This is a genomic window from Limnobaculum parvum (genome assembly GCF_003096015.2).
GTDB lineage: Bacteria > Pseudomonadota > Gammaproteobacteria > Enterobacterales > Enterobacteriaceae > Limnobaculum > Limnobaculum parvum.
This window is the reverse complement of sequence record NZ_CP029185.2, coordinates 1,770,053-1,793,112: the sequence shown is the minus strand read 5'-3', so window position 1 is coordinate 1,793,112 and position 23,060 is coordinate 1,770,053. Positions and strand designations below refer to the sequence as shown.

The window sequence follows — 23,060 nt, the reverse complement described above, 5'->3', positions numbered from 1 at the left end:
TGATAAAAAACCTAGTTCAGGGTCTCCCAGTCAAGCACAATGGTGATATGTGGAATATCGTATTACCTCGAGAAAATTCCCGATAGAGAATTTGTTCGCTTTATCTGCAATCAGAATAAATATAGGTGATGAGCCATCAGCCGACAGCCCATCACAGAATGGTGAACAGCCCTACCTTACGATAAGCACCGATGTGGTAGCATAGCGAACAATGCTGGAGGCATTAGAGCCTAATAGGTGTGTTTTTATATTAGGCCGTTTGGAGCCGATAACAATTACGTCAGCACCGATCTGTCCGGTAACCTCTACGATCTCATCTCTGACGGAACCAAAACTCATTGAATAGGAGACGCGATCTTTGGGCAGGTCGATCGTTGCGGCAATTTCTTCCAATTTTTGCTTGGCTTTAACCGCTGCTTTATCTTGCAGTTCCATGTAGCCTAACTCATAAGAATTGATGATAGATGTTGACATGGGAAACACATGAAGCAGTCGGATTTTACCTCCTGACTGTTTCGCCAAATGCACCGCATATTCCAATGCTTTATGGGTTAATTCGTCCTCCATGATATCCACGGGTACTAAAATAGATTTGTACATGTTGCACGCTCCTATTTTTGTAATTTTTGATTATCACTTTAATTATATCTGATAAATAAATAATCGGTTGTTACCCGATTAATTTATTGAGCTAGCGATACATAACATTAATTCATATAAAAATAGCCATAGCAAAAAATGACCTAAGATGACGATTATTTGAGCCTAACGATGACCAACGCCGAACCAAAAGGGCTCGACAGGCATTGATTACCATACAGTGATAAAGCTCCCACTTTTTATGACTAAATAAAAAAATTAACCAAACCGGGTTGTGCATACTCCATCACTGTGCTTTTATTAGTAGTACTGACATTTTATATATTGATAAGGTAAACCCTGTGATGCCATCTCAATTCACTTCGACTCTCCTCCTTACCGCGCAACCTGCCGCGGTGGTCGTCGTGCGTGTGGTGGTGGTCGTCGGCAGCGCGCCGTAACGGGTCCTAATCAACGTAACGATTTCGAAACCCCGCCGGCGCAAACCGGGCGGGGTTTCTGCTTTATAGACTCCCTGCCCTGAATGACCGGCCTAACGTAAAGGAAAAAATTATGGCCAATTCGGGTATGCCACATCAACGAACCCGTTTTACGGGTGCTGAGTTAATTGTTTATTTACTGGAGCGTCAAGGGATCACGACAGTCGCTGGCATCCCAGGAGGAGCAGCATTACCACTGTATGATGCTCTGGGGCAAAGTACGATTATTCATCACGTGCTGGCACGTCATGAACAAGGCGCTGGATTTATTGCTCAGGGGATGGCTCGCTCTACTGGTAAAGCGGCGGTTTGTATTTCATCCAGCGGCCCCGGTGCCACTAATCTGGTGACTGCTATTGCGGATGCCAAATTGGATTCAGTTCCGTTAGTCTGTATAACCGGCCAAGTAGCCTCCAGTATGATTGGCACAGATGCCTTTCAGGAAGTTGATACCTACGGTATTTCGATTCCTATTACTAAACATAACTATCTGGTTCGGGATATTAGTGAACTACCTAAGATTATATGCGATGCGTTTCGTATTGCTGAATCAGGTCGCCCGGGGCCGGTATGGATTGATATTCCCAAAGACATTCAAACAGCCACGATTGAGCTGAGTGAACTGCCGCCAATTCCTGTACCCGATCAACCACCAATGTTTGATGCCGAGCTGGTAACTCAAGCCGCAAAAATGATTAATCAGGCTAAACGCCCCGTGCTGTATCTGGGTGGTGGAATCATTTGTGCAGATGCCCACAAAGTAGCGGTCGAGCTGGCTGAACGCGCCAACTTGCCAACCACCATGACGTTAATGGCGCTAGGAACGCTGCCCGCGGAGCATCCATTATCTTTGGGTATGTTGGGGATGCATGCCAATCGTAGTACTAACCTGATTTTACAAGAGTCCGATCTGCTGATTGTTATGGGCGCTCGTTTTGACGATCGTGCTATTGGTAAGGCAGAACTGTTCTGCCCAAATGCCAAAATCATTCATGTGGATATTGATCGTGCTGAATTGAGTAAAATTCGCCAACCGCAAATTGCTATTCATGCGGATGTGGGCCAAGTTTTACAGCAGTTATTACCACAAATTACTGCGACGCCTCGTACCGAATGGATTGAAACGGTTAATCAGTTCCGTCAACAGTACCCGGTTCAAATGCCGGATATGGATAATCCGTTAAGCCATTATGGACTGGTGCTAGCAGCCGCTCGGGCTGTAGATTCTGAGGCGGTTATCACCACCGATGTGGGTCAGCATCAAATGTGGGTTGCTCAGGCTTATCCTCTGTGTCGCCATCGCCAATGGTTAACATCGGGTGGTTTAGGCACGATGGGCTTTGGCCTACCGGCAGCCATTGGTGCTGCGCTGGCGGATCGTCATCGTAAGGTTTTATGTTTTTCTGGCGATGGCAGCCTGATGATGAATATTCAGGAAATGGCAACGGCAGTTGAGCATAATTTGGATGTGAAAATTATTCTGATGAACAATCAGGCCTTGGGGTTGGTTCACCAACAGCAAACCCTGTTTTATCAGGAGCGTATTTTTGCTGCGGCTTATCCTTACCGGACTGATTTTATTAAAATTGCCTCTGGTTTTGGCATGGATACCTGTGATCTAAACGCCGAGCAAGATCCAGAAACTGCATTGACAGAAGCAATTCGCCGCCCTGGCCCTTGCCTAATTCACGCGCTGATTGATATTAACCAGAAGGTTTTCCCGATGGTACCACCGGGTGCCGCTAACATCGAAATGGTTGGAGCTTAATTATGTCTACAGAACAGTCTCAACAACATCAAATCGCTTTAGAGCTCATTGTTCGCAACCACCCGGGTGTCATGTCACATATTTGTGGCCTGTTTGCTCGCCGAGCATTTAACGTAGAAGGTATTCTTTGTATGCCATTAAAAGGCGATGCACAAAGCCGTATCTGGCTATTAGTCCAAAAAGATCAACGCTTGTCTCAGATGGTCAGCCAAGTAGAGAAGTTAGAAGATGTACAACAGGTCAAGTACAGTGAGGACCTACGCGTATTTGATCAGCTAAGAAATTTCATACAGTAATATGACTATTTTTTTCTGTGGGGGTAACGTTGTTGCCTCCACAGGAATCTTAATCCCCATTGCGGTTTGATAATAATTATCCCGATAAACCACATAGTTTATACAAATCTATTGGGTTCTTAATATTCAATTTATACATAATATTATATCGATGAACACTGACGGTTTTCACGCTGATATTAATTTTATCACCAATATCTTTGTTACTCATCCCTTGGGATATGTATTGAAATATTTCATATTCTCGCTTGGATAATGAATCAATTCTTTTGACTTCATTATCATAAATATTGTTTCTAGGGATACATTGAAATCCATCACACACCAATTGAGATACTAATATTAATGAATTTATATCATGCGTTTTATCAATAATTCCATCAATAGAATACTTCATGGCATTAAGAATATTCATACCGGAAGTTTCTGATACTAAAGCAATAACTTTCGTATTCGGGTTGGCACTACGTATTCCCTCTACCAGCTTTTCTTTGCCTGTATTTATCAATTCGATACTAATCAAGACCAGATCAATGTTTAAACTACTGACTTGTTCAGCAATATTATCCGTGGTGTTGGTTACGGTTATTACCTCAAGACAATCTGCATCTTTGAGTAATTCACTAATAGCAAAACAAACAAACTGATTACTATCAACGAGTAATGTACGAATAATTTGCTTTATCATTTATAATATCCTAGTTTAAATACCCTTATTATTTCACTCAAATTTTATTATCTATTTATAATGAAACATTCTCGATTTACACAATATGAAATAAAATTTTACACCCTGTTAAAATACAACAAAAATTTTTCCTGAAAAACATCAGGTACATCACATTGACAATGACGTTAAAAAACAATAACTAAAACCCAACGGTCCGATATTTGACACTTGAAATATCACATTAAATGTGTTGTTAGAACAATAACTATTTATAACATCCGCTGACTACGATTTCACCATCCTATTTTGGACATTATCTAAAATACTGTTTCTGAGCAATAATCCATATAAACTGTGGGGATAACAAGTCAATTACTCGGCATTGGGCTCTTTACTCACAACAAATTGATTTATTTAAAATAATGCCAAATTCCGTTCATATAATAGATGGTTAGCAATGAATAGCTGCATAATCAAAAAACCAGTAGATGATACTATTAACACGCCTTAACTTGATTAATCACCATAAAATTCAAAGCATTGATCATATTATTCATCCGATCGATGCGTCATATTTGTTAAATATGTATAGTACACATCATTTTTTTGCACACAATACGTTTATTGTGCTGCTATTTTATGTGTCTCATGTTGGAGAAAAATATGACGGATGTTCCATATACGGTCAATCTACTCATCGGTGCTATTGTTGCCATTGCTGTGGGTTACTACATTATCAAGGGGTATTCAGCTACAGGCGTGTTGCTGATTGGCGGTCTGTTGTTGCTATTGATTAGCATCGCTTTTGGGCGTCCTATTCTGGCAGAAAAGGCGTCCACTGGATTTTTACTAACGGACGTTTTTGAGTTTATGAAAACGCTGTTGAGTAATCGGGCTGCTGATCTGGGCATGATGATTATGATTCTGTGTGGATTTGCTGCCTATATGACGCATATTGGCGCAAACGACATGGTGGTCAAGTTGGCTTCCCACCCTCTCAAATATATTAACTCCCCTTATGTATTGATGATCGCCGCCTATTTTGTCGCTTGTCTGATGTCACTAGCCGTATCGTCCGCTACCGGGCTGGGGGTGTTGTTGATGGCCACCCTATTTCCGTTGATGGTAAATGTAGGCATAAGCCGCGGTGCAGCTACCGCCATTTGTGCTTCCCCTGCTGCCATTATTTTATCTCCGACCTCGGGTGATGTGATTGTTGCTGCCGAGGCTTCTAAAATGGGTGGTGATAAGCTGATTGAATTTGCTTTCCATACCACGCTACCTATTTCAATCATTGCAATTATCGCTATCGCTATTGCTCATTTCTTTTGGCAGCGCTATTTAGATAAAAAAGAGAATGTCGTCAGTGAAAAGCTGGATGTGTCACAAATTAAAACCCATGCGCCTGTGGCTTATGCCATTTTGCCATTTCTGCCGATTATTGGTGTATTAATCTTCTCTGGGAAAATTAACCTCCCCTTCACCAACGAACAAGGCGTAGCTCACGTTATTCCTAATCTGAATATTATTACCATCATTATTATCTGTATGGTGTTAACGGCAACTATTGAGTTTTTACGCACTTTCAGTGCCAAGAAGATGTTTGCTGGTTTAGATTGCGCCTATAAAGCTATGGGTGATGCATTTGTTACCGTCGTTATGCTGTTAGTCGCTGCGGGTATTTTTGCGCAAGGGTTAAGTTCTATTGGGTTTATTACTGGCCTAATTCATTTGGCTGAATCCTCTGGCGGTGGTGCGATGATCATGATGCTGGTTCTGGTTGTGATCACGATGTTGGCGGCAATGGCGACAGGTTCCGGTAATGCGCCGTTTTATGCCTTCGTGGAATTTATTCCTAAACTGGCTGACCAAATGGGAATCAACCCAGCCTATCTGGTTATTCCCATGCTGCAGGCATCCAATATTGGACGCACCATGTCCCCGGTATCCGGTGTCGTCGTTGCCACCTCCGGGATGGCAAAAATATCACCGTTTGAAGTGGTAAAGCGGACTTCAGTACCGATGATTGTCGGTATGATTGTGGTCATTATTGCCTCTCACTTTAAAGTGCCGCTTAACCTGTAGTCACTTTACCGCTATCGCCGATATAATTCGGCGATAGCGGATTTGCTTTCCTCTGTTCACATTTGATTAATATCGCACATTTGGTCAAAGAATAACCTTAATAAAATAATGACCTCAGGTTATTGATTAACCAATTAATTGATCGCTGATAATGACTAATATTTTTTGTTATCATTAAGTTATAGAATCAAAACACCTTTTTATTTATATTTAAACGGCGTATTATCCGCTCAGTTCATTATTTGAAACGATTCTATTTATGCGACCACTCCCTGCCTCTTTAAAACAAATGACGGATATCACGTCGCTGGCTTTTCTGTTTATCGCCTTTTTGACCGGGATTGCTGGCGCACTACAGACGCCCACCCTAAGTCTGTTTTTAACCACCGAAGTACAAACTCGTCCAGTTCTGGTCGGCCTGTTCTATACCGGTAGTGCAATCATCGGCATTGTTATCAGCCAAATGATCGCCAGCTATTCGGATAAATCCGGCGATCGAAAAATGCTGATTATCCGCTGTTGTCTATTTGGCGCATTAGGTTGCATTTTGTATGCGTTTAACCGCAACTATTTTCTACTGCTCACTGTTGGCGTGCTGTTATCTACATTTGGCTCAACGGCAACGCCGCAGATGTTTGCTCTGGCCAGAGAGCATGCGGATAAAACTGGGCGAGAGGCTGTGATGTTTAGCTCTATCTTGCGGGCTCAGATATCACTGGCGTGGGTGATTGGCCCACCATTATCTTTTGCACTGGCGCTGGGGTTTGGTTTTAAAACCATGTACTTATCAGCAGCCATTGCATTTGTCCTGTGCTCGGTAGTGGTTTGGTATACCTTACCATCCATGCCAAAAGTGAAGCAGCAAAATAGTGAGGTTGTTCAGGCCCCTCGCCAAAATCGGCAGGCGGTACTCTTACTGTTTATCGTCAGCTCGCTCATGTGGACTTGCAACGGCATGTATATCATTAATATGCCGCTCTATCTGATTAGCGAATTACATTTGCCTGAAAAACTCGCCGGCGTAATGATGGGAACCGCAGCCGGTTTAGAAATTCCGGTAATGCTGATCGCGGGTTATTACGCCCAGCGATTAGGAAAACGTAAACTCATGCATTACGCCATTATTGCTGGGTTACTGTTCTATATTGGTTTATTCTTTTTCACTTCCCCTTGGGTGTTACTGGTTCTGCAGCTACTGAATGCCATCTTTATCGGCATATTAGCCGGTATTGGTATGCTCTATTTTCAGGATCTGATGCCAGGTCAGGCTGGCGCAGCTACTACGCTGTTTACCAATACCGTGCGGGTAGGCTGGATTGTTGCAGGCTCATTGGCAGGTACCGTCGCTGAACTCTGGAGCTTCCACTCTGTGTTTTATATTGCCGCGGTAATGTGTCTAGTAGCAACGATGTGTTTGTTAAGGATTAAAATCGCGTAATCGCGATATATCTGGATCGCCTGACAATTCCATCGCCAAATTCACCAGTATCCTAGAAAGATACTGGTGAAATTCATTTGATCATTAAATAATCCCGCCATTTACCCGCAGCGTCTGCCCATTAATCCAAGCGCCGTCAGGCCCGGCTAAAAATGATACCGCTGAGGCAATATCTTCAGGCTGTCCCAAACGTTCCAATGGTGCTAGATGAGCCAGCTTATCAACCAGCTCTGGGGATTTACCGGTAAGGAATAATTCGGTCGCCGTTGGCCCCGGCGCAATACTATTCACCGTAATATGACGACCACGCATCTCTTTGGCCATTACGCTGGTTAAGGCTTCTACTCCAGCCTTTGTTGCCGCATACATACCATAGCCGGGCTGTAACAAACCGACCACCGATGAGGAAAAATTAATAATACGTCCCCCCTGTTTTAGCCGTTTTGCCGCTTCCCGGGAGGTGTAAAAGGTTCCTTTCAGATTGATATCCAGCAGCCTGTCTACATCAGCGTCACTCATCTCTTCAACGGTTGCCAATGCCATAATGCCTGCATTATTAACCAGTATATCAATGCCCCCAAACGCCGTTTCCACTTCATCGAATAGGCGCTTAACCGCATTGGCATCACTGATATCTGCCTGAATTGCTATTGCTTGTGCCCCCGCTAGTTGTAGCTGATGAACCAATTCATCCGCCATAACTTGATTACCGGCATAGTTGATGACAACAGAAAAACCATCAGACGCCAGACGTTCTGCGATGGCCGCACCAATTCCCCGGGATGCACCAGTAATTAAAGCGACTTTTTTTACAGCCTGTTGCTTCATAAATTTATTCCACCTGATTGGTCTGATTGGTTTGTTTAGCATTATGACTATGATTTATTTTAGTCTATCGCCAGCACGATATTAATGTGTAGAAAATTAACTGTTTCTATTTTATACAAATAGCAGATATAGACATAAAACCAAAGATGATAATAAGAATCATTTAAAATTAATCATTGATATCATTGAGTTATTTATTCTTGGCTATCCTGAAAACGAGTGTTAAACTGCGTGCCGTCATTGGGGAGTAGCCGGTTTTTGTTAACACAACAAAAGCGCCTGTATCAACATACTCGCATGAACTACCTAAGTTCAGCGTGGTGCAGGCAACCGTCAGGTAGGCGAGACCATAGACATATTGAACACAATGTAGGTTGGGAGGTGTTCAGTATGTATATGAGGAGCCCCGGCCGGAGAAACTAACAATGAACCTTTCTGCAACACTTATCCTTGCGTTTGGGATGTCTATGGATGCCTTCGCGGCTTCCGTAGGTAAAGGCGCAATTCTACATAAACCCCGTTTTAGGGAAGCATTCCGTACAGGACTTATCTTCGGCTGTATTGAGGCGATTACGCCATTAATTGGCTGGGGTATCGGGCTGGTCGCTGGTCAATATGTTACCGAATGGGATCACTGGGTGGCGTTTACCCTACTGTTTATTTTAGGCTGCCGCATGATTGTTGAAGGTTTTAAGCGACCTGAAGCTGACGCGCCAAAGTTACACCGCCATTCTTTCTGGCTCCTTGTCACGACGGCCATTGCTACTAGTCTGGATGCGATGGCCGTTGGTGTGGGTCTTGCCTTGCTGCAGGTTGATATAATTCATACCGCAATGGCGATCGGTCTGGCAACCATGGTGATGGCTACACTTGGAATGATGCTGGGTCGTTTTATTGGCCCCATTCTTGGTAAACGCGCCGAAATTATTGGCGGAATTGTCCTGATTGGTATCGGTATTAATATCTTGTTTGAACATTTGGGGTGGGCTGCTTAGCGCTCATCCTTACAGCTAATATCGCCCATCCACACATGGGCGATATTAACGGCTATTGGCTATTCCTGCCGGTTAATCCTTTATTAATAATATGCCGTTATTTATCTTTTATGAATGACTCTACCTGTGCTGCATCGGTCCTAGCTTGATTCAATATGGCTTTTGCTATCCATTGTGTTATCGACTGAACATCATCATTTTCTAACTGCCAGATATCTTTCAATACCATAAACACTTCCGACCCATAAATAACCGACAGCGCATGATTTACTTTTTCTACCAGCGCCGCTGGCAGTTCATCATGAAGTGGAGCTGTAACCTGCCTAAGGATCTGTTTACGGTGCCCTCTCACCAACTTTTCCCGTTTGGTTGTCACTTTACCAATATCAGTTTCTGCTTTAAACAGTGATGCGCGTTCTTCTGCCCATTGTTGTAAAGACAGCAGTAATGCGGCTCGCAGCGCACCTTCATGTTTAAACATTTGTGGATAAGCAAAAGTCAGTAACTCATTAACCCGTTCTTCAACTCTGACTTGTTCTGGTTTCCATAAAATAATCGGCTTAAGGCTTTCATCTACTACGGCAGAAATCAAATCACTTTGAGTTGGAAAATAACGGTAAGCCGTTGCCCGAGATACCTGAGCCTCTATGGCTAATTCCGTTACGGTTGGAAAAGCGCCTTTTTCAAATAATTTCATTGCCTGTTTAATCAGAAGATTATATTTTCTTCTTTTCAAATTGGTCAATTCACGTTCTTCAATACCAGATTCCATTTATTGCCTCTGTGTTGCATTAAAAAATCATGTTCTAAATATAGTATCAAAATATTTCGATAATAAAGATAACTTAATGGAATTAAATAACCCTAGTAATTTCAAAGAGTAAATTTTTCCTGACAAGGTCTTCAACGGTAATGCTTTCCTAGCTGGATTCTTATCCTTCATGACTTAATAATTGATTAAGAATTATCTGATTAAATGCCAAGCATCTACCTATTTTTAATTGTCAGAGATCGTCATTTATGAGAAAAGTAGCCCGGCTAAAGTGTAATGATATTCTATTTGTTATAGCTGTTACGTTGTTTATCACCGTGGTTCAGAATACCCGCTTCTTTCACCAAGCATGGCAAGTCATCGATCTGGACTCCCTACGCAATATTCTTTTCACTGCGTCTATGCCGGTATTACTGTTTTGCTGTCTGAATATCATCTTTAGCCTGCTGCTGCTTCCCTACCTTCGTAAACCTGTCGCCATTATCTTCATTTTGATTGGTGCTGCCGTTAATTACTTTATGTATAGCTTTAATACAGTCATTGACAGGAATATGACTCAGAACGCTCTGGAAACCGATCTCCATGAAACGCTAGACCTGCTCTCCCTTAAGATGGTGCTGTGGTTTGCTTTACTTGGGATTATTCCCGCCCTGATTGTGGCATGGACAAAAATTACGCCTTCTCGTAGCTGCTGGCGTTTTATGTGGGTAAGAGCCACAAATATCATTGTTTCACTACTGGTAATTGTGTTGATTTCACTGTTTTTCTACAAAGATTACGCCCCATTTTTCCGTAATAACAAAGAGATGGTCAAATTACTGACCCCTTCTAACGTGGTTGGCAGCTTGGCTAATAATCTGTCTAACTATATTGACTCCCGCAAACCATTTGAACAAATTGGTCTTGATGCCCATAAAAGCCCATTAATCTCACAGCAGCCTAAAAAAACCTTGCTGGTTTTAGTGCTGGGAGAAACCGCCAGAGCAGAGAATTTCTCTCTGGGGGGCTATTCACGTGATACTAATCCTCAATTATCAAAACGAAATGACGTCACATATTTCGATAATGTTAGCTCATGCGGCACAGCCACTGCAGTTTCTGTACCTTGTATGTTCTCAAATATGACCAGAAAGCAGTACAGCGAATCAACCGCTAAACATACCGAAAACGTCATGGACATTTTAGCTCGAGCCAAAGTTAATGTACTGTGGCGCGACAATGACAGCGGATGTAAAGGGGTATGTAACCGTGTCCCTAATGTAGATATGACGAAATTAAATCTGCCGGAATTCTGTAAGGATGGTGCCTGCCTAGATGATATTCTGCTGCATAAGCTGGATGATTACATCGATACTCTCGATAATGACGGCATTATCGTTCTGCATCAGATGGGCAGTCATGGTCCCAGCTATTACCAACGTTATCCAAAAGAGTACCGCCAGTTTACGCCAACCTGTGATACCAATGATATTCAGGATTGTGACGTAGCCAGCCTGCGTAATACTTATGACAATACTATCCTCTATACCGATGCGATGTTGGACAACACCATCAGTTTGCTGCAAAAGCATGAAGATAAATTCGCTACGGCGATGATTTATCTGTCTGACCACGGTGAATCGCTGGGAGAAAGTGGCCTGTATTTGCACGGTACGCCTTATGCCATCGCACCAAGTCAGCAAACCCACGTACCAATGCTGCTGTGGACATCCGCTGAATATCGCCAAGTACAAAAATTGGATGAAGGTTGTTTAGCCAAAGAGGCAAAACAAAGCGAATTCAGCCAAGACAATTTGTTCCACTCTCTGCTGGGTATTTTCAATATTCAGACTACGGAATATCAACCGGCACTGGATATGTTCCAATCCTGCCGTAAAACCAGTTAATTCACTATTCCGATGATCGGACAGGAGAAATGATGAATAAAGTTCAAGCGACAGGCATTACCCGAATTGTTAATGCCGCAGGATATTCCCGCGCGGGGCTCATTGCCGCCTGGAGAAATGAAGCCGCCTTCCGTCAGGAAGCGATACTATGTCTGGCCGCAGTGGCTATTGCCTGCTGGCTGAATGTCACCTCTGTTGAACGAATCTTACTGATTGGCTCGGTGGTATTAGTGGTGGTGGTTGAACTACTTAACAGTGCGGTTGAAGCCGTAGTGGATAGAATTGGTGCAGAACACCATGAGTTGTCTGGCCGAGCTAAAGATATGGGTTCGGCAGCCGTGCTGATAACCTTACTGTTGGCGGCATTAGTGTGGGGTGGGATTTTATTACCGTATGGGATCAGATAATTTTTCATCCCCCTTTCCATCGACCTATGAGTGCTGTGAACATTTCGCACATCCCACCATCGTACTGGCAGGAAGCATTTCCCGATAGCGTCCTGCCAACCGAGAATCCTTACCCGACGATTTAAATGTTCAAGGGCAAAGCCCTTGAACATTCAGCCATGCTTAGAAACCAACCCTAACCCTGAATCCACCCTCTTCACGGTTGGTGAAGCTAAGTGTCAGGCCATGCAGTTCGGCAATTTGCTTAACGATGGAGATACCCAAACCACTGCCGGTTTTTGTTTGCCCCGGAGGTCGGTAAAAACGTTCTCCCAGCCGTTGCAAATGTTCCTGAGTGACACCCGGGCCGCTGTCTTCAATGACGAGCTGTTGATCCGTTAAGGTGACGCTGACCGAACCCTCAGCCGGTGTATAGTGCAATGCGTTATCCACCAAATTACGAATTAAGAGTGACAGCAGAACCGCATTACCATGCCTATCAGCCGGCATACCTTGATAGTTAATTTGCAGATTGATCTGCTTCTCTTTTGCGCTGGCAAAAAAAGTCGGCTGCATATCCTGTATTAACGACTGCCAGTTAATCGTTTCTTGCTCTGGAATACCGGATTGAGCATCCAACCGCGATAATGTCAATAACTGGTCTACCAGTCGGGAAGCGCGATCGATACCAATAGTCAGGTTGTTTAGCGCTTTCCTCTGTGCTTCCGGTTTATTTACCGTTATCTGTGCCACTTCAGCCTGAACCCGAAGCGCAGTTAACGGGCTACGTAACTCATGAGCAGCATCCGAAACAAAGCGTCGCTCGCGCTTTAACATATCGCCAATGCGGGCAAATAGCATGTTGAGTGCATCAACAAAGGGTTGAACTTCTAACGGTAAACGTTTCCCTTCAATCGGCGTTTCATCATCCGGTTTTCGCAGTTTAAGCTCTGAAGTCACCCGCTTAAGTGGAACTAACTCACGATTAATCATCAGCGTGATAATGAGTAGCATAATCGGGATCATGATCCCCCAAGGGGTTACCTGATGATCCAGTAGAATCGACCGAGCAAACCGCGTCCGATAGACATTTTTTTGCCCGACCGCGATAATAAAGCGCTGGTCTTGAGACTTAAGCCACAGCACTCGCCATAGTTTACTTTCCCTGAACTCCGGCGACTCTCCCAGTTTGGTTTCTGTTGGAGAATAAATGAAATCGGGCACATCATCCCGATCGGTAATCAGCTTTTTGCCATCGATACTGAAAATAGCAAATGAGAATGCATCACGAGCTTGATTAAATCGGTCAGATCGAAATGAAGTATTGTTGTTTTTAGCCTGTATCGCCAGCAGATCGTCCAGTCCAGAACGCTCCAGTCGTTTAGCAAACATAATCTGTTCTGCATCATACGCCAGCCGAATACGGTGGCGAACTTTAACGTAACCAATGGCTGACGAAATAACCCAAGAAAGCAGAATAAGAATAGTAAAAATCAAGATAAGGCGAGTACGCAAGCTTAATCTTTTCATTTCTCGTCGCCTAAGGCATAACCCATTCCGTAAATAGTACGGATGAGATCTTTACCTAATTTATGACGTAAATTGTGAATATGTACCTCTACCGTATTACTGCTTACGTCATCACTCCATGAGTATAACTTTTCCTGTATCAGCGCCTTACTTAATACTCTGTTCTGGCTAAGTAAAAACAGCTCCAACAGTTTTAACTCTCTAGATGTGAGTACCACCGGCTCACTACTTTTGGTCACCACATAGTTGGCAGTATCTAATGCAATATCTTTATATTGGATGATTGAACTTAACTGCCCGTGGCGACGACGAACTAAAGCCTGAAGGCGGGCTGCCACCTCTTCCAGTGCAAACGGCTTACACAAATAGTCGTCTGCGCCAAATTGTAATCCGCTAACCCGCTCTTTTATCGCATCACGAGCGGTTAAAATGAGTACCGGTGTATCTATTTTGTTTTGCCGCCAATGTTTAAGAATATCTAATCCGTCGATATGAGGCAGGCTTAAATCGAGGATAACCGCATCATAAGGTGCGGAATAGATAGCATTCTGCCCCTGTAAACCATCATTAAACCAGTCAATCGTGAAACCAAACTCAGTCAAACCGACCTGAATCCCATCACCAATTAACTCATCATCTTCAACCAGCAGTATCCTCATACAGGAGCTCCTGTTTCAATTAGTTTTACGCCAATAAAATAATCTAAATTAACTGGTTAATGCCAGCTAATGACGACCTCAAAACCACCCTGTTCACGATTACTGAATTTAGCATCCAACCCATGCAAATGTGCAATACGCTGTACAATGGATAATCCCAACCCGCTACCGGTTTTTTCCTGACCCGGCGGACGAAAAAAGCGTTCACCAATACGTTGCAGGTATTCGTTACTTACACCGGGCCCTTCATCCTCTACACTAAAGCGATACTTATCTAAAGTCACCATGATGATGTTACCCTGTCGACCATAGCGAATCGCATTATCCAGTAGATTGCGCAGCATAACTGATAATAGTAATTGTTGCCCTTTAATTGGCATAGGTGCTTGCCTGATATCTAAACGAATATCGACATTTTCTGCCTGAGCTTTCGGATAAATATCAGCAATGGCATGTTGTAACAGTGTCTGCCATTCAATTTGCTGCACATCATCCAATTGAGAGAATGAATCCAGCCGCGAAAGCATCAATAACTGGTCGACAACCCGGGTTGAACGATCAATACCATCAGTAAGATTGGCTAATGCATGCTGACGCATCGCTTCATCATCACCCGATATTTGCACCACTTCTGTCTGTACTCGAAGCGCGGCTAAAGGAGTTCGTAACTCGTGGGCAGCATCAGAAGTAAAGCGTCGCTCTCGCACTAGCATGGTACCAATACGGGTAAATAATTTATTTAACGCATTAACAATCGGCTGAATTTCACTGGCAAGATGGGTTGCGTTTAACGGCGATTCGTCATCAGGCTGACGTCGATTAAGCTGGTTAGTAATATGTCGTAGCGGTTGTAATTCTCGTGTAATTAACCAAACCATCAACGCCGCCATCAATGGTAGTGCAATCAACCAGGGCTGGATCTGTGAAATTAGCAGGTCTCCTAGCATGTCAGCACGGTAGTCCAATTCCTGACCAACGGCAACAATATAACGATTATCGACCGTTTTTAGCCAGACAATGCGCCAAAGGTCGTCATCGTTTTTGATTACGCTGTTTGCAAAGCCATCCTGATGATAGTTGAAGATGAAGTTGCTACCATTATCCCCATCATGTAACACCATTTCACCATCAGGCGTAAAAATGGCAAAAGCGAGAGCGTCGTCGTCCTGAGAGCCTCGGTTATGGCGTAATAACTTCTTAGTTTTAGGTAACTGCTGAGAAAGATTACCGGCCATTGCTGGTTGCAACACCGTAAGCCGTTTAGCAAATATCATTTGCTGAGTATCAAACATTTCATCAATGTTTTTGCTGGTTTGCCGCCACGCCAGAAAGCTGGATATCGACCAAGTTACCGTTACCAGCAGAATAAACAGAAGGATCAGGCGCAGCCTCAAACTCAGTGTTTTCACTTATTATCTCCCAGCGTATATCCCACTCCATATACTGTGCGGATAAAGTCATTCCCCAGTTTTCGCCGCAAATGGTGTATATGAACTTCAACCGCATTGCTGGAAACCTCTTCATTCCAGTTATACAGTTTTTCTTCAATCAGCGGTCGAGTTAAAACTCGACCTGCGTTATGTAAAAACAGTTCCAGAATAGCCAATTCTCGGGGTTTAAGAATCACGGGTTCTCCGTGGCTGGTCACGTTCATGCTCGCCGGTTCATACACGACATGCCCATAGGAGAGCGTCGGCGAGATCTGACCATGACGCCGACGAATCAACGCCTGTAATCGAGCTGCTACTTCTGTCAGGGCAAAAGGCTTACACAGATAGTCATCCGCACCTTGCTGTAGTCCATCAATCCGCTGTTCTAGCGCATCACGAGCCGTCAAAATCAATATCGGCACATCATATCCACTTTTACGCCAGTCGCGCAGAATGTCTATGCCGTCAATGCCCGGCAAAGAAAGATCGAGAACAACAGCATCATAAGGCGCAGTATCGATTGCCTGTTGACCGCATTTCCCTTCGGAAAACCAGTCCACGCAGAACCCTAGCTTAGTGAGTCCTGATTTGATTCCGTCACCAATCAGCCGATCATCTTCAATAAGCAAGATGCGCATAATGTCCCCCCGTTGATTAACGGCCTATTTTTACAGGATAAATCTCGATGTGGCTATCGTCGCAGGCCGGTTAAGCAAAAATATTTTTTATTTTCACTCGATTAAGATCCCGTTAAGAACTGAATGGTTTAATGGCTGAAGAAAAGAATTGATCATCAACCATCGAGAGAATAAAACATGAAAAAATTAACGATATTAGCTTTACTAGCCACATTAGCCAGTGCGTCTGTCTTTGCCCAAAATAGCACTGCCGAGGGTGGATTTAACGGCCCAGAAACAACGACCAGCGAGCCAACGCAAAAAGAAGTCGGATTCTCAGGGCCTAATGCTGGCACCATGACGGTTGAGAAAGCCTTGACCATGGATGATGATACTTGGGTTACCCTACAAGGAAATATCGAACAGCAAATCGGCAAAGAACGGTATGTTTTTCGTGATAAAACCGGCACCATTAATGTCGATATTGACCATAAGCGCTGGAATGGTCTGACTATCTCCCCGACCAATTCCGTAGAGCTTCAGGGTGAAATCAATAAAGACTGGAATTCCATTGAACTGGATGTAAAACAAATGAGCAAGATTAAATAACGGCTAACGGGTAAAACGATCGACGCCTGCCATTTCTTGATATCCTTACCTAGAATGCCTTTAGAACCTGATTACCCTGTCAGGTTTTTTTGTTTTAACAAAAGTGCAACGTTCCCAGTTTTCCTATACAGCGCTTCATTAACCGCTTTGTATTTTAATTAAGCTCTGACATGATCAAAGCATGAAGCCTACAACCACGGATATACGTTGGAGTTTGCATGCTGGAAACCTCTCTTTTTATTGCCACTATCGCCACCCTAGGCATGCTGTCACCGGGACCTGATTTTTTTCTAGTGATTAAAAATGCCGCCCGTTATCGTCGTTCAGTAGCGATGATGACTGCATTAGGGGTCATTTTGGGCGTTGCGACCCATATGTCATATTGTGTCGCTGGTTTAGCGGTTGTGATTACTGCAACACCGTGGCTGTTTAACCTTTTAAAGTATGCGGGCGCACTCTATCTGATCTGGATTGGCATTCAGGCTTTGTTATCTCGCGGTGGCAGTAAAATGGACGTCACTAACCTTAGCCATCAAAAAACCAGCTATAAAAATGCCTTTATTCAGGGTTACTTATGTAATTTACTGAATCCTAAAGCTACGCTGTTCTTCCTGTCGGTTTTTACCCAAGTATTGAGTATTAACTCCAGCACCGGTGAGAAATTGTGGTATGCCTTTATTATCTGGATCCTTGCCGCTATTTGGTGGCCACTATTGATCGTTTTAATCCAAAGCGCTCCAGTTCGGCGGGGGTTAGCAAAAGTGCAAAGCATGGTGGACAAAGTACTTGGCGTAGTCTTGATTGGTTTAGGTATTAAAGTCGCTTTAGGCTAAAGCAATCCTTCACTCTGCTCCCAAGAAATATCGTTAAAACGGTAGTCATCACGGCGAGAAAAACACAATACAAAAGCAGGGGATCGCCCTTCCCGTTAATCCACATTAAAGAGGATTAACGGGGGAGCTTTTAGCTAATTACTCGATATCCTTTTTGCTGTTATCCGTATAGGCTGCAACAATCTCTGGAGGCAAATTCTGCACGATTAGACTCTGTGGGCTAGAAAGTTTAACGTTTTCGGCCCGTAACCGCTTGAGAATATCAAATAGTAGATCGCTTTTGGTTCGGCTGACGACCCGAGGACTACTGACATAGCCGGTGACGCTTAGCGTAATACCATCCGGCGTTAACTGGCTAAACGAGACAGAAGGTGCGGGTGTATCTTGAATAGCTTCATGTGCGATATAAGCCTGCAGCAAAATACCCCGAACCTGTTCAGGATCGATATCCAGCGGGAAAATTAATGGAATGGTTGCCACACCCTGAGCATTACCCATGGTCACGTTACGCACGTTTTGAGAAATTAACTGAGAGTTGGGCACAATCACCGTTGATTTATCACTAAGCTGAATTTCAGTGGCCCTGACGTTGATACGTCGAATATCCCCTTCAACACCGCTAATACTAACCAGATCCCCTACTTTTACCGGACGCTCTGTCAGAAGAATCAGACCTGAGATAAAGTTCTTAACAATCTCTTGTAGACCAAAACCGATCCCCACCGATAACGCACTAACGATCCAGGCCAGTTTATTCCATTCAATACCCAGTAACGATAAGGTAATCAGAATCAGTAAGACATAACCAATGTTGCTGAACAGCGTGACTAACGACATGCGCATCCCAGTGTCCATCGCGGTTTTAGGCAGGAACTTCTGTCCCAGCCAGCGACGAACAGTGCGTAGCATGTACAATCCAACCACTAGGCTAATCAGGGCGCTCATTACGTTTGCCGGAACGATATTGATTTTACCGAAACTATCGCTCCCCAAAATATCGATAGCTTTATCAACAATGGTCATTGGCGTGGATGCGCCATAGGTACCGTTAAACAGCGCAATGGCCGCCAACAGAACCAAAATGGTATTTCCTATGGCAGAAAACAGAAGGGTTGCCTGCTCTAGATAGCGATTATCCAAATTTAGCGCCTGCTTAATCCATTTTCCGCTGGCGTGACTAACTGAGAACAGGCTTTCGCACAGATCGCCCAGCAACTTGGTGGTTAAATAGAGGCAGGATAAAACAATCCCAACCCACACCAGCTCGTAGGTTAAAAAACGTGCCAGTGGAATGTAACCAATCAATAAGGCTAATACGATACCAATCGAAACGGCGCTAACGACTAAATGAATGAGGCTACCCAGCGAAGCTCTGGCTTCTAAGGGGTCACCTAACGCAGCCATCTCCCGACGAATGCGGTTAGTTTGACGTGTTGCTTTCCATACCAATAACGCAAGTAACAGCGATGCAATACCATTACTGAAGATCGCCGTTGATACGCTACTTCCAATAACGTTATTAAGCTGCTCTAGGGTGCCAAAAGACATCAACAAAATAGCAATTGCGGTGGGATAAAGCTTCAGTGCGCTGGCAATCATATCCGGCATCGCTATTAACCGCCATGATGGCCGCTGGTTAGAAAGCAGTGCCCGGCCCAACCCGGCAATCAGCCCGGAGAAGATGGTTAACCCTAACAGGCCATTGGCAAAATTATCTATCATTGGTGGTAGCGTATTGTTACGGGCAAAAATCTGATAGAACAGATTGGCACCACCATACACAGTAATAACTGTCACAATAACCGTGGCAAAAGCTAAAAAAGTACGGCGTAAGCGGCCATCCGGAAAACCCCAGATACTCAACCAGACCAGCGCTTTTTCCAAATATTTACGGGCATAGATCCAAACGGCAATGGACAGAGCCAACAAGATGATTGATCCAAACAAACGATCCGGCTGCCAGGCTTGCACAACACTGTCAGACAACTGTTGACTAAAACTCGCAATTTTAGACCAATCATCTGTTTGTGGGCTAAACATAGGTGCCCAAAAACGCGGCCCTAAAATACTTCCTGAGTTTAATGCTAACTGCGTTTTCAGCGCGTTTCGCCGTAGTTCTATAATCTGCTTGGAAAGATTGCTGGCATTGGTTTTTAACGTTTGAGAGTGCTCTAACTTTTTCTCGGTTAACGCCTTATCCGCGTTTAATGCATTGCGCTGTTTGGTCACTTCCGGCGTTTCATCCAAAGCCCCTGGCGCAGGAGCTGGCCCAATAACATCCAGTTGTGCCTGTATTTGCGTTAACACCGGCGTCAGAATGCTGATGTACTCTTCTGCCTTATGCGAAACTTCCAGCGCCTGCGCATTCAGGGCGCTAAACTCCTTGTCTTTGGTTACCAAGGAAACCTGTTGCTTAATATCACTAAGCCGTTGTTGTAAGCCTTCAAGCTCCGCGGTGCTGACGTCTTTCTTTTCTTCTTGTTCCTGATCTTGCGGTTTATTCACCGGAGATGGGTCTTGCGGTTTAATTGCCGACGGTTTGGTATTACTGCTGGCAGGCGCTGCATATATTGAAGGGACAGTTGCACCAATAACAACCAATGAAAAAATTAGAAATAATATTTTTGAAAATCGATACATACAGCAATACTCCAAACGTCACTACATGTCAGCTTGAGATAATAGTCAGTGTTACAGCTTAGGTTTGATAGTCTTTTTCAACTCATCAACAGAAATAGAAGCCACTACGCTCCCCGCCAGTGGTGCTTTCAGTACATGTGGTTTGATCTTACCCCATACCAGCATTTCGCATGGCTTACAGTCAAAGGTCAACGTCAGAACCTCATCATTGTGTACCAGTTGCATTGGCGTTGCCCGCCCCTTTACACCCTGAACGCCTTTGGCCTGTTTAGGACATAAATTGAAGGCAAAACGTAGGCAGTGCTTGGTAATCATTACCGGCACATCTGACTTTTCCTGATGGGCTTCATAAGCGGCATCAATCAGTTTGACACCAAATCGTTGATAAAACTCCCTCGCCTTATGGTTATAAACATTGGCAAGGAAGCTTAAGTGAGTTTCAGGATAGACGGGGGCAGGCTCAGAGACCGGTAAGCGCTCCGCACGCTGATAATTTTGAAGCCGGGCTTCCGTAAGTGAATCAATCACATCCCGCCGTAACTGGTTGAGTTGAGCACTGGGTATAAAGTACACCACCGGTAAGTCGACAGTCACAGAAATGGTACGATAGATAGTTTGTCCCAACTTGGATAAACCATCTTTCAAACTTTGTAACGATTTCTCGGCCTGATTCGCTATGTCAAAATCACCAACAAGTGACGCTGTCACGCTAATGCCCTCTTCACTGCTTGCCGTCAGCAATAACTCGGATCCTGACTGAGTTAAGTGGAGGGCAACATTCACCTTACGTTCGCTGGATGACTTCAGCAATGACTGCTGCCATAGGTGATCCAGATTACGGTTTAGCGGATGATTGGGTCGTATCTTACTAAATTCAGGCAGCATTTCATTAGGATAAACCCGGTAACGAAGCTCGGCCGTTTTCTCTACCTTACTGGCGCGAAAACCGACAATTTCTCGCTTAATTAATACGTTTAAGCCGTCTCCATTAGTTAATGGTTCAGTCACGCTAACATCCAGAAAGTTCCCCCCGACCTTAAGCACTTCACCGACCGGTAAACCAATATATTTAGGGGAATCAAATGCGCCAATATCCATCTGCCGTTGATTAACAAAGTAGTCGGTGCTTCCCCGATGGAATGTCTTCTCCGGATTAGGCGTAAAGTGGTGTTGTGTTCTACCACTGGAAGCGGCGGACAGGTCAGAGCGTTGGTGTAAAATCTGGTCAATTTGTTGACGATAATAGGAAGTGATATTTTTCACATACCCCATATCTTTATAACGCCCCTCTATTTTAAAAGAGCGCACGCCAGCATCAATCAACGCAGACAAGTTTGCTGCCTGGTTGTTATCTTTCATTGAGAGCAAATGCTTGTCATAAGCCACAATACCGCCTTTGTCATCCTTTAAGGTATAGGGTAGACGGCAAGCTTGTGAACAATCGCCCCGGTTGGCGCTACGACCAGTTTGGGCGTGAGAAATGTAGCACTGACCGGAAAACGCGACGCATAATGCGCCGTGAATAAAAAATTCAATCGCCGCACTAACGTTATGTTTAATTTGTCGAATCTGCTCCAAATTCAGCTCTCTTGCCAGAACCAACTGAGAGAAACCCACTTCAGATAAGAATTTCGCTTTCTCAAGGGTTCTGATGTCCGTTTGGGTGCTGGCATGCAGATCGATAGGAGGAATATCTAACTGTAAAATGCCCATATCCTGAACGATCAGCGCGTCAACACCGGCATCATACAATTGATAAATAAGCTGTCTTGCCGGTTCTAGCTCATCATCATGTAAGATGGTATTTAGGGTAACATACACTTTGGCATAATAACGGTGAGCAAAAGTAACCAACTCAGCAATATCTTTCAGACTGTTCCCTGCATTATGACGAGCGCCAAAGCTGGGGCCGCCAATATAGATGGCATCGGCACCATGCAAAATGGCTTCACGGGCAATTTCTACATCTCTTGCCGGACTGAGTAGTTCTATTTGGTTGTCTGAAAGTATCATATATCACTAAATTATAAAGTGGTTAATCGTATAGAACAGGTAGCGAACCTGACAGTATTGACGGCAGCCCGCCACAGCGTGCGGCATTGTACATTAGATTTGAATTTCCGCGCATGGGGATCTTAGTCATGGCAGAGAGTTTATCTGATATTAAGTTTAGATGATTATCCCGCTATCAGGCGGGATAATCCGAGACAGGAAGAAACGGACGGAGAGTACTTAATGAGTCTTATTTTCTATTGAGATTAAATATAAGTAGCGATCGAGCTCCATCGCGGTGATACCTAAACTTCGGCAAATCTCCATCTGGGTTTTTCCTTTTTCGCTTAACGCTTCAATCTGCCGTAAAATATTTCCTTCATTACCCTGATAAATATAGTTAATTTGAAATGTCCGACCACATCCGGAACAGTAGTAACGTTGTAATCCTGAGCGAGCTCTACCATGCCGTCGCACACAGTTCTTTCTACCGCAGTGATGACACATGATGGCTGCAATTTTCATTTCGGCACCTTCCTATATCCAA

The 23,060-nt window shown here is 44.0% G+C and carries 21 protein-coding genes and 1 riboswitch; of the genes, 10 read left to right on the top strand and 11 right to left on the bottom strand.

All coding sequences use genetic code 11. From position 1 onward, the window contains the following. Positions 1-171: 171 nt before the first annotated feature. Positions 172-600: a universal stress protein gene (locus tag HYN51_RS07225; protein WP_108899407.1), complete on the bottom strand. Its 429-nt coding sequence runs from the start codon at positions 598-600 to the stop codon at positions 172-174. 344 nt (positions 601-944) lie between these two features. Here HYN51_RS07225 and ivbL point away from each other — a divergent pair, with 344 nt between their 5' ends. The 3 genes from ivbL to ilvN all read left to right on the top strand — a co-directional run bounded on the left by ivbL (position 945) and on the right by ilvN (position 3,143). Continuing rightward, on the top strand, positions 945-1,040 hold the full coding sequence (ivbL, locus tag HYN51_RS07220; RefSeq protein WP_108899406.1) for an ilvB operon leader peptide IvbL: 96 nt from the start codon (positions 945-947) through the stop codon (positions 1,038-1,040). Positions 1,041-1,152: 112 nt separating this feature from the next. Beyond that, positions 1,153-2,847: an acetolactate synthase large subunit gene (gene ilvB, locus HYN51_RS07215; RefSeq protein ID WP_108899405.1), complete on the top strand. Its 1,695-nt coding sequence runs from the start codon at positions 1,153-1,155 to the stop codon at positions 2,845-2,847. A gap of 2 nt (positions 2,848-2,849) precedes the next feature. Beyond that, the gene (gene ilvN / locus HYN51_RS07210) at positions 2,850-3,143 is read left to right on the top strand and encodes an acetolactate synthase small subunit (protein ID WP_108899404.1); all 294 of its coding nucleotides are present in this window, start codon (positions 2,850-2,852) and stop codon (positions 3,141-3,143) included. 76 nt (positions 3,144-3,219) lie between these two features. Here the strand turns inward: ilvN and HYN51_RS07205 are convergent, their stop codons facing one another. After that, positions 3,220-3,831: a response regulator transcription factor gene (locus tag HYN51_RS07205; RefSeq protein WP_108899403.1), complete on the bottom strand. Its 612-nt coding sequence runs from the start codon at positions 3,829-3,831 to the stop codon at positions 3,220-3,222. Between the two features lie 645 nt (positions 3,832-4,476). Between HYN51_RS07205 and dcuC the strand changes: the two genes are divergently transcribed. Both dcuC and HYN51_RS07195 read left to right on the top strand, forming a co-directional pair. After that, positions 4,477-5,898: an anaerobic C4-dicarboxylate transporter DcuC gene (gene dcuC, locus HYN51_RS07200; RefSeq protein WP_108899402.1), complete on the top strand. Its 1,422-nt coding sequence runs from the start codon at positions 4,477-4,479 to the stop codon at positions 5,896-5,898. A gap of 259 nt (positions 5,899-6,157) precedes the next feature. Then, on the top strand, positions 6,158-7,336 hold the full coding sequence (locus HYN51_RS07195; RefSeq protein WP_108899401.1) for a sugar efflux transporter: 1,179 nt from the start codon (positions 6,158-6,160) through the stop codon (positions 7,334-7,336). 84 nt (positions 7,337-7,420) lie between these two features. On the opposite strand, the gene HYN51_RS07190 is transcribed toward HYN51_RS07195, so the two are convergent. Beyond that, entirely contained in the window at positions 7,421-8,164 is a 744-nt protein-coding gene (locus HYN51_RS07190) for an SDR family oxidoreductase (protein WP_108899400.1), read from the bottom strand. A gap of 230 nt (positions 8,165-8,394) precedes the next feature. Further along, positions 8,395-8,581: riboswitch (yybP-ykoY riboswitch) on the top strand. An 8-nt stretch (positions 8,582-8,589) separates the two neighbouring features. Here HYN51_RS07190 and mntP point away from each other — a divergent pair. Further along, positions 8,590-9,159 carry a manganese efflux pump MntP gene (gene mntP / locus HYN51_RS07185; RefSeq protein ID WP_108899399.1) on the top strand — a complete coding sequence of 190 codons (570 nt, stop codon included), beginning with the start codon at positions 8,590-8,592 and terminating at the stop codon, positions 9,157-9,159. 97 nt (positions 9,160-9,256) lie between these two features. On the opposite strand, the gene HYN51_RS07180 is transcribed toward mntP, so the two are convergent. Further along, positions 9,257-9,931: a helix-turn-helix domain-containing protein gene (locus HYN51_RS07180; protein ID WP_108899398.1), complete on the bottom strand. Its 675-nt coding sequence runs from the start codon at positions 9,929-9,931 to the stop codon at positions 9,257-9,259. A 248-nt stretch (positions 9,932-10,179) separates the two neighbouring features. Here HYN51_RS07180 and eptA point away from each other — a divergent pair, with 248 nt between their 5' ends. Both eptA and HYN51_RS07170 read left to right on the top strand, forming a co-directional pair. Next, positions 10,180-11,817, top strand: coding sequence for a phosphoethanolamine transferase EptA (gene eptA / locus HYN51_RS07175; protein WP_108899397.1), 1,638 nt, complete (start codon positions 10,180-10,182; stop codon positions 11,815-11,817). Positions 11,818-11,849: 32 nt separating this feature from the next. After that, complete coding sequence (locus tag HYN51_RS07170) at positions 11,850-12,224, top strand: diacylglycerol kinase (protein WP_108899396.1); 375 nt, start codon at positions 11,850-11,852, stop codon at positions 12,222-12,224. Between the two features lie 162 nt (positions 12,225-12,386). On the opposite strand, the gene qseC (HYN51_RS07165) is transcribed toward HYN51_RS07170, so the two are convergent. From qseC (HYN51_RS07165) to qseB, 4 genes are read right to left on the bottom strand one after another with little or no spacing between them, the layout of a single operon-like run. After that, on the bottom strand, positions 12,387-13,733 hold the full coding sequence (qseC, locus tag HYN51_RS07165) for a quorum sensing histidine kinase QseC (protein WP_108899395.1): 1,347 nt from the start codon (positions 13,731-13,733) through the stop codon (positions 12,387-12,389). Continuing rightward, positions 13,730-14,392 (bottom strand): response regulator, encoded by a 663-nt coding sequence (locus HYN51_RS07160; RefSeq protein WP_108899394.1) that lies wholly within the window; start codon positions 14,390-14,392, stop codon positions 13,730-13,732. The genes qseC (HYN51_RS07165) and HYN51_RS07160 overlap by 4 nt, the downstream gene beginning before the upstream one ends. 56 nt (positions 14,393-14,448) lie before the next feature. Further along, positions 14,449-15,801, bottom strand: coding sequence for a quorum sensing histidine kinase QseC (qseC, locus tag HYN51_RS07155; protein ID WP_108899393.1), 1,353 nt, complete (start codon positions 15,799-15,801; stop codon positions 14,449-14,451). Then, on the bottom strand, positions 15,798-16,460 hold the full coding sequence (qseB, locus tag HYN51_RS07150) for a quorum sensing response regulator transcription factor QseB (RefSeq protein WP_108899392.1): 663 nt from the start codon (positions 16,458-16,460) through the stop codon (positions 15,798-15,800). Before qseB ends, qseC (HYN51_RS07155) begins: the two co-directional genes overlap by 4 nt. A gap of 177 nt (positions 16,461-16,637) precedes the next feature. Here qseB and HYN51_RS07145 point away from each other — a divergent pair, with 177 nt between their 5' ends. Next, positions 16,638-17,048 carry a YgiW/YdeI family stress tolerance OB fold protein gene (locus HYN51_RS07145; protein ID WP_108899391.1) on the top strand — a complete coding sequence of 137 codons (411 nt, stop codon included), beginning with the start codon at positions 16,638-16,640 and terminating at the stop codon, positions 17,046-17,048. 218 nt (positions 17,049-17,266) lie between these two features. Further along, the gene (locus HYN51_RS07140; protein WP_108899390.1) at positions 17,267-17,881 is read left to right on the top strand and encodes a LysE family translocator; all 615 of its coding nucleotides are present in this window, start codon (positions 17,267-17,269) and stop codon (positions 17,879-17,881) included. Positions 17,882-18,019: 138 nt separating this feature from the next. Here the strand turns inward: HYN51_RS07140 and HYN51_RS07135 are convergent, their stop codons facing one another. The 3 genes from HYN51_RS07135 to HYN51_RS07125 form a co-directional block, all read right to left on the bottom strand. Further along, complete coding sequence (locus tag HYN51_RS07135; protein ID WP_108899389.1) at positions 18,020-20,521, bottom strand: DUF3772 domain-containing protein; 2,502 nt, start codon at positions 20,519-20,521, stop codon at positions 18,020-18,022. A gap of 51 nt (positions 20,522-20,572) precedes the next feature. Beyond that, a complete protein-coding gene (locus HYN51_RS07130) occupies positions 20,573-22,534 on the bottom strand; it encodes a peptidase U32 family protein (RefSeq protein WP_108899388.1) in 1,962 nt (653 codons plus the stop codon). Between the two features lie 219 nt (positions 22,535-22,753). Then, positions 22,754-23,038: an IS1/IS1595 family N-terminal zinc-binding domain-containing protein gene (locus HYN51_RS07125; RefSeq protein ID WP_108899387.1), complete on the bottom strand. Its 285-nt coding sequence runs from the start codon at positions 23,036-23,038 to the stop codon at positions 22,754-22,756. Between the last annotated feature and the right edge of the window lie 22 nt (positions 23,039-23,060).

What these genes read in the sequence shown, in the direction of transcription:
- HYN51_RS07225 (WP_108899407.1), bottom strand. Translation starts at nt 600, where the DNA reads ATGTACAAATCTATTTTAGTACCCGTGGATATCATGGAGGACGAATTA.
- ivbL (WP_108899406.1), top strand. Translation starts at nt 945, where the DNA reads ATGCCATCTCAATTCACTTCGACTCTCCTCCTTACCGCGCAACCTGCC.
- ilvB (WP_108899405.1), top strand. Translation starts at nt 1,153, where the DNA reads ATGGCCAATTCGGGTATGCCACATCAACGAACCCGTTTTACGGGTGCT.
- ilvN (WP_108899404.1), top strand. Translation starts at nt 2,850, where the DNA reads ATGTCTACAGAACAGTCTCAACAACATCAAATCGCTTTAGAGCTCATT.
- HYN51_RS07205 (WP_108899403.1), bottom strand. Translation starts at nt 3,831, where the DNA reads ATGATAAAGCAAATTATTCGTACATTACTCGTTGATAGTAATCAGTTT.
- dcuC (WP_108899402.1), top strand. Translation starts at nt 4,477, where the DNA reads ATGACGGATGTTCCATATACGGTCAATCTACTCATCGGTGCTATTGTT.
- HYN51_RS07195 (WP_108899401.1), top strand. Translation starts at nt 6,158, where the DNA reads ATGCGACCACTCCCTGCCTCTTTAAAACAAATGACGGATATCACGTCG.
- HYN51_RS07190 (WP_108899400.1), bottom strand. Translation starts at nt 8,164, where the DNA reads ATGAAGCAACAGGCTGTAAAAAAAGTCGCTTTAATTACTGGTGCATCC.
- mntP (WP_108899399.1), top strand. Translation starts at nt 8,590, where the DNA reads ATGAACCTTTCTGCAACACTTATCCTTGCGTTTGGGATGTCTATGGAT.
- HYN51_RS07180 (WP_108899398.1), bottom strand. Translation starts at nt 9,931, where the DNA reads ATGGAATCTGGTATTGAAGAACGTGAATTGACCAATTTGAAAAGAAGA.
- eptA (WP_108899397.1), top strand. Translation starts at nt 10,180, where the DNA reads ATGAGAAAAGTAGCCCGGCTAAAGTGTAATGATATTCTATTTGTTATA.
- HYN51_RS07170 (WP_108899396.1), top strand. Translation starts at nt 11,850, where the DNA reads ATGAATAAAGTTCAAGCGACAGGCATTACCCGAATTGTTAATGCCGCA.
- qseC (WP_108899395.1), bottom strand. Translation starts at nt 13,733, where the DNA reads ATGAAAAGATTAAGCTTGCGTACTCGCCTTATCTTGATTTTTACTATT.
- HYN51_RS07160 (WP_108899394.1), bottom strand. Translation starts at nt 14,392, where the DNA reads ATGAGGATACTGCTGGTTGAAGATGATGAGTTAATTGGTGATGGGATT.
- qseB (WP_108899392.1), bottom strand. Translation starts at nt 16,460, where the DNA reads ATGCGCATCTTGCTTATTGAAGATGATCGGCTGATTGGTGACGGAATC.
- HYN51_RS07145 (WP_108899391.1), top strand. Translation starts at nt 16,638, where the DNA reads ATGAAAAAATTAACGATATTAGCTTTACTAGCCACATTAGCCAGTGCG.
- HYN51_RS07140 (WP_108899390.1), top strand. Translation starts at nt 17,267, where the DNA reads ATGCTGGAAACCTCTCTTTTTATTGCCACTATCGCCACCCTAGGCATG.
- HYN51_RS07135 (WP_108899389.1), bottom strand. Translation starts at nt 20,521, where the DNA reads ATGTATCGATTTTCAAAAATATTATTTCTAATTTTTTCATTGGTTGTT.
- HYN51_RS07130 (WP_108899388.1), bottom strand. Translation starts at nt 22,534, where the DNA reads ATGATACTTTCAGACAACCAAATAGAACTACTCAGTCCGGCAAGAGAT.
- HYN51_RS07125 (WP_108899387.1), bottom strand. Translation starts at nt 23,038, where the DNA reads ATGAAAATTGCAGCCATCATGTGTCATCACTGCGGTAGAAAGAACTGT.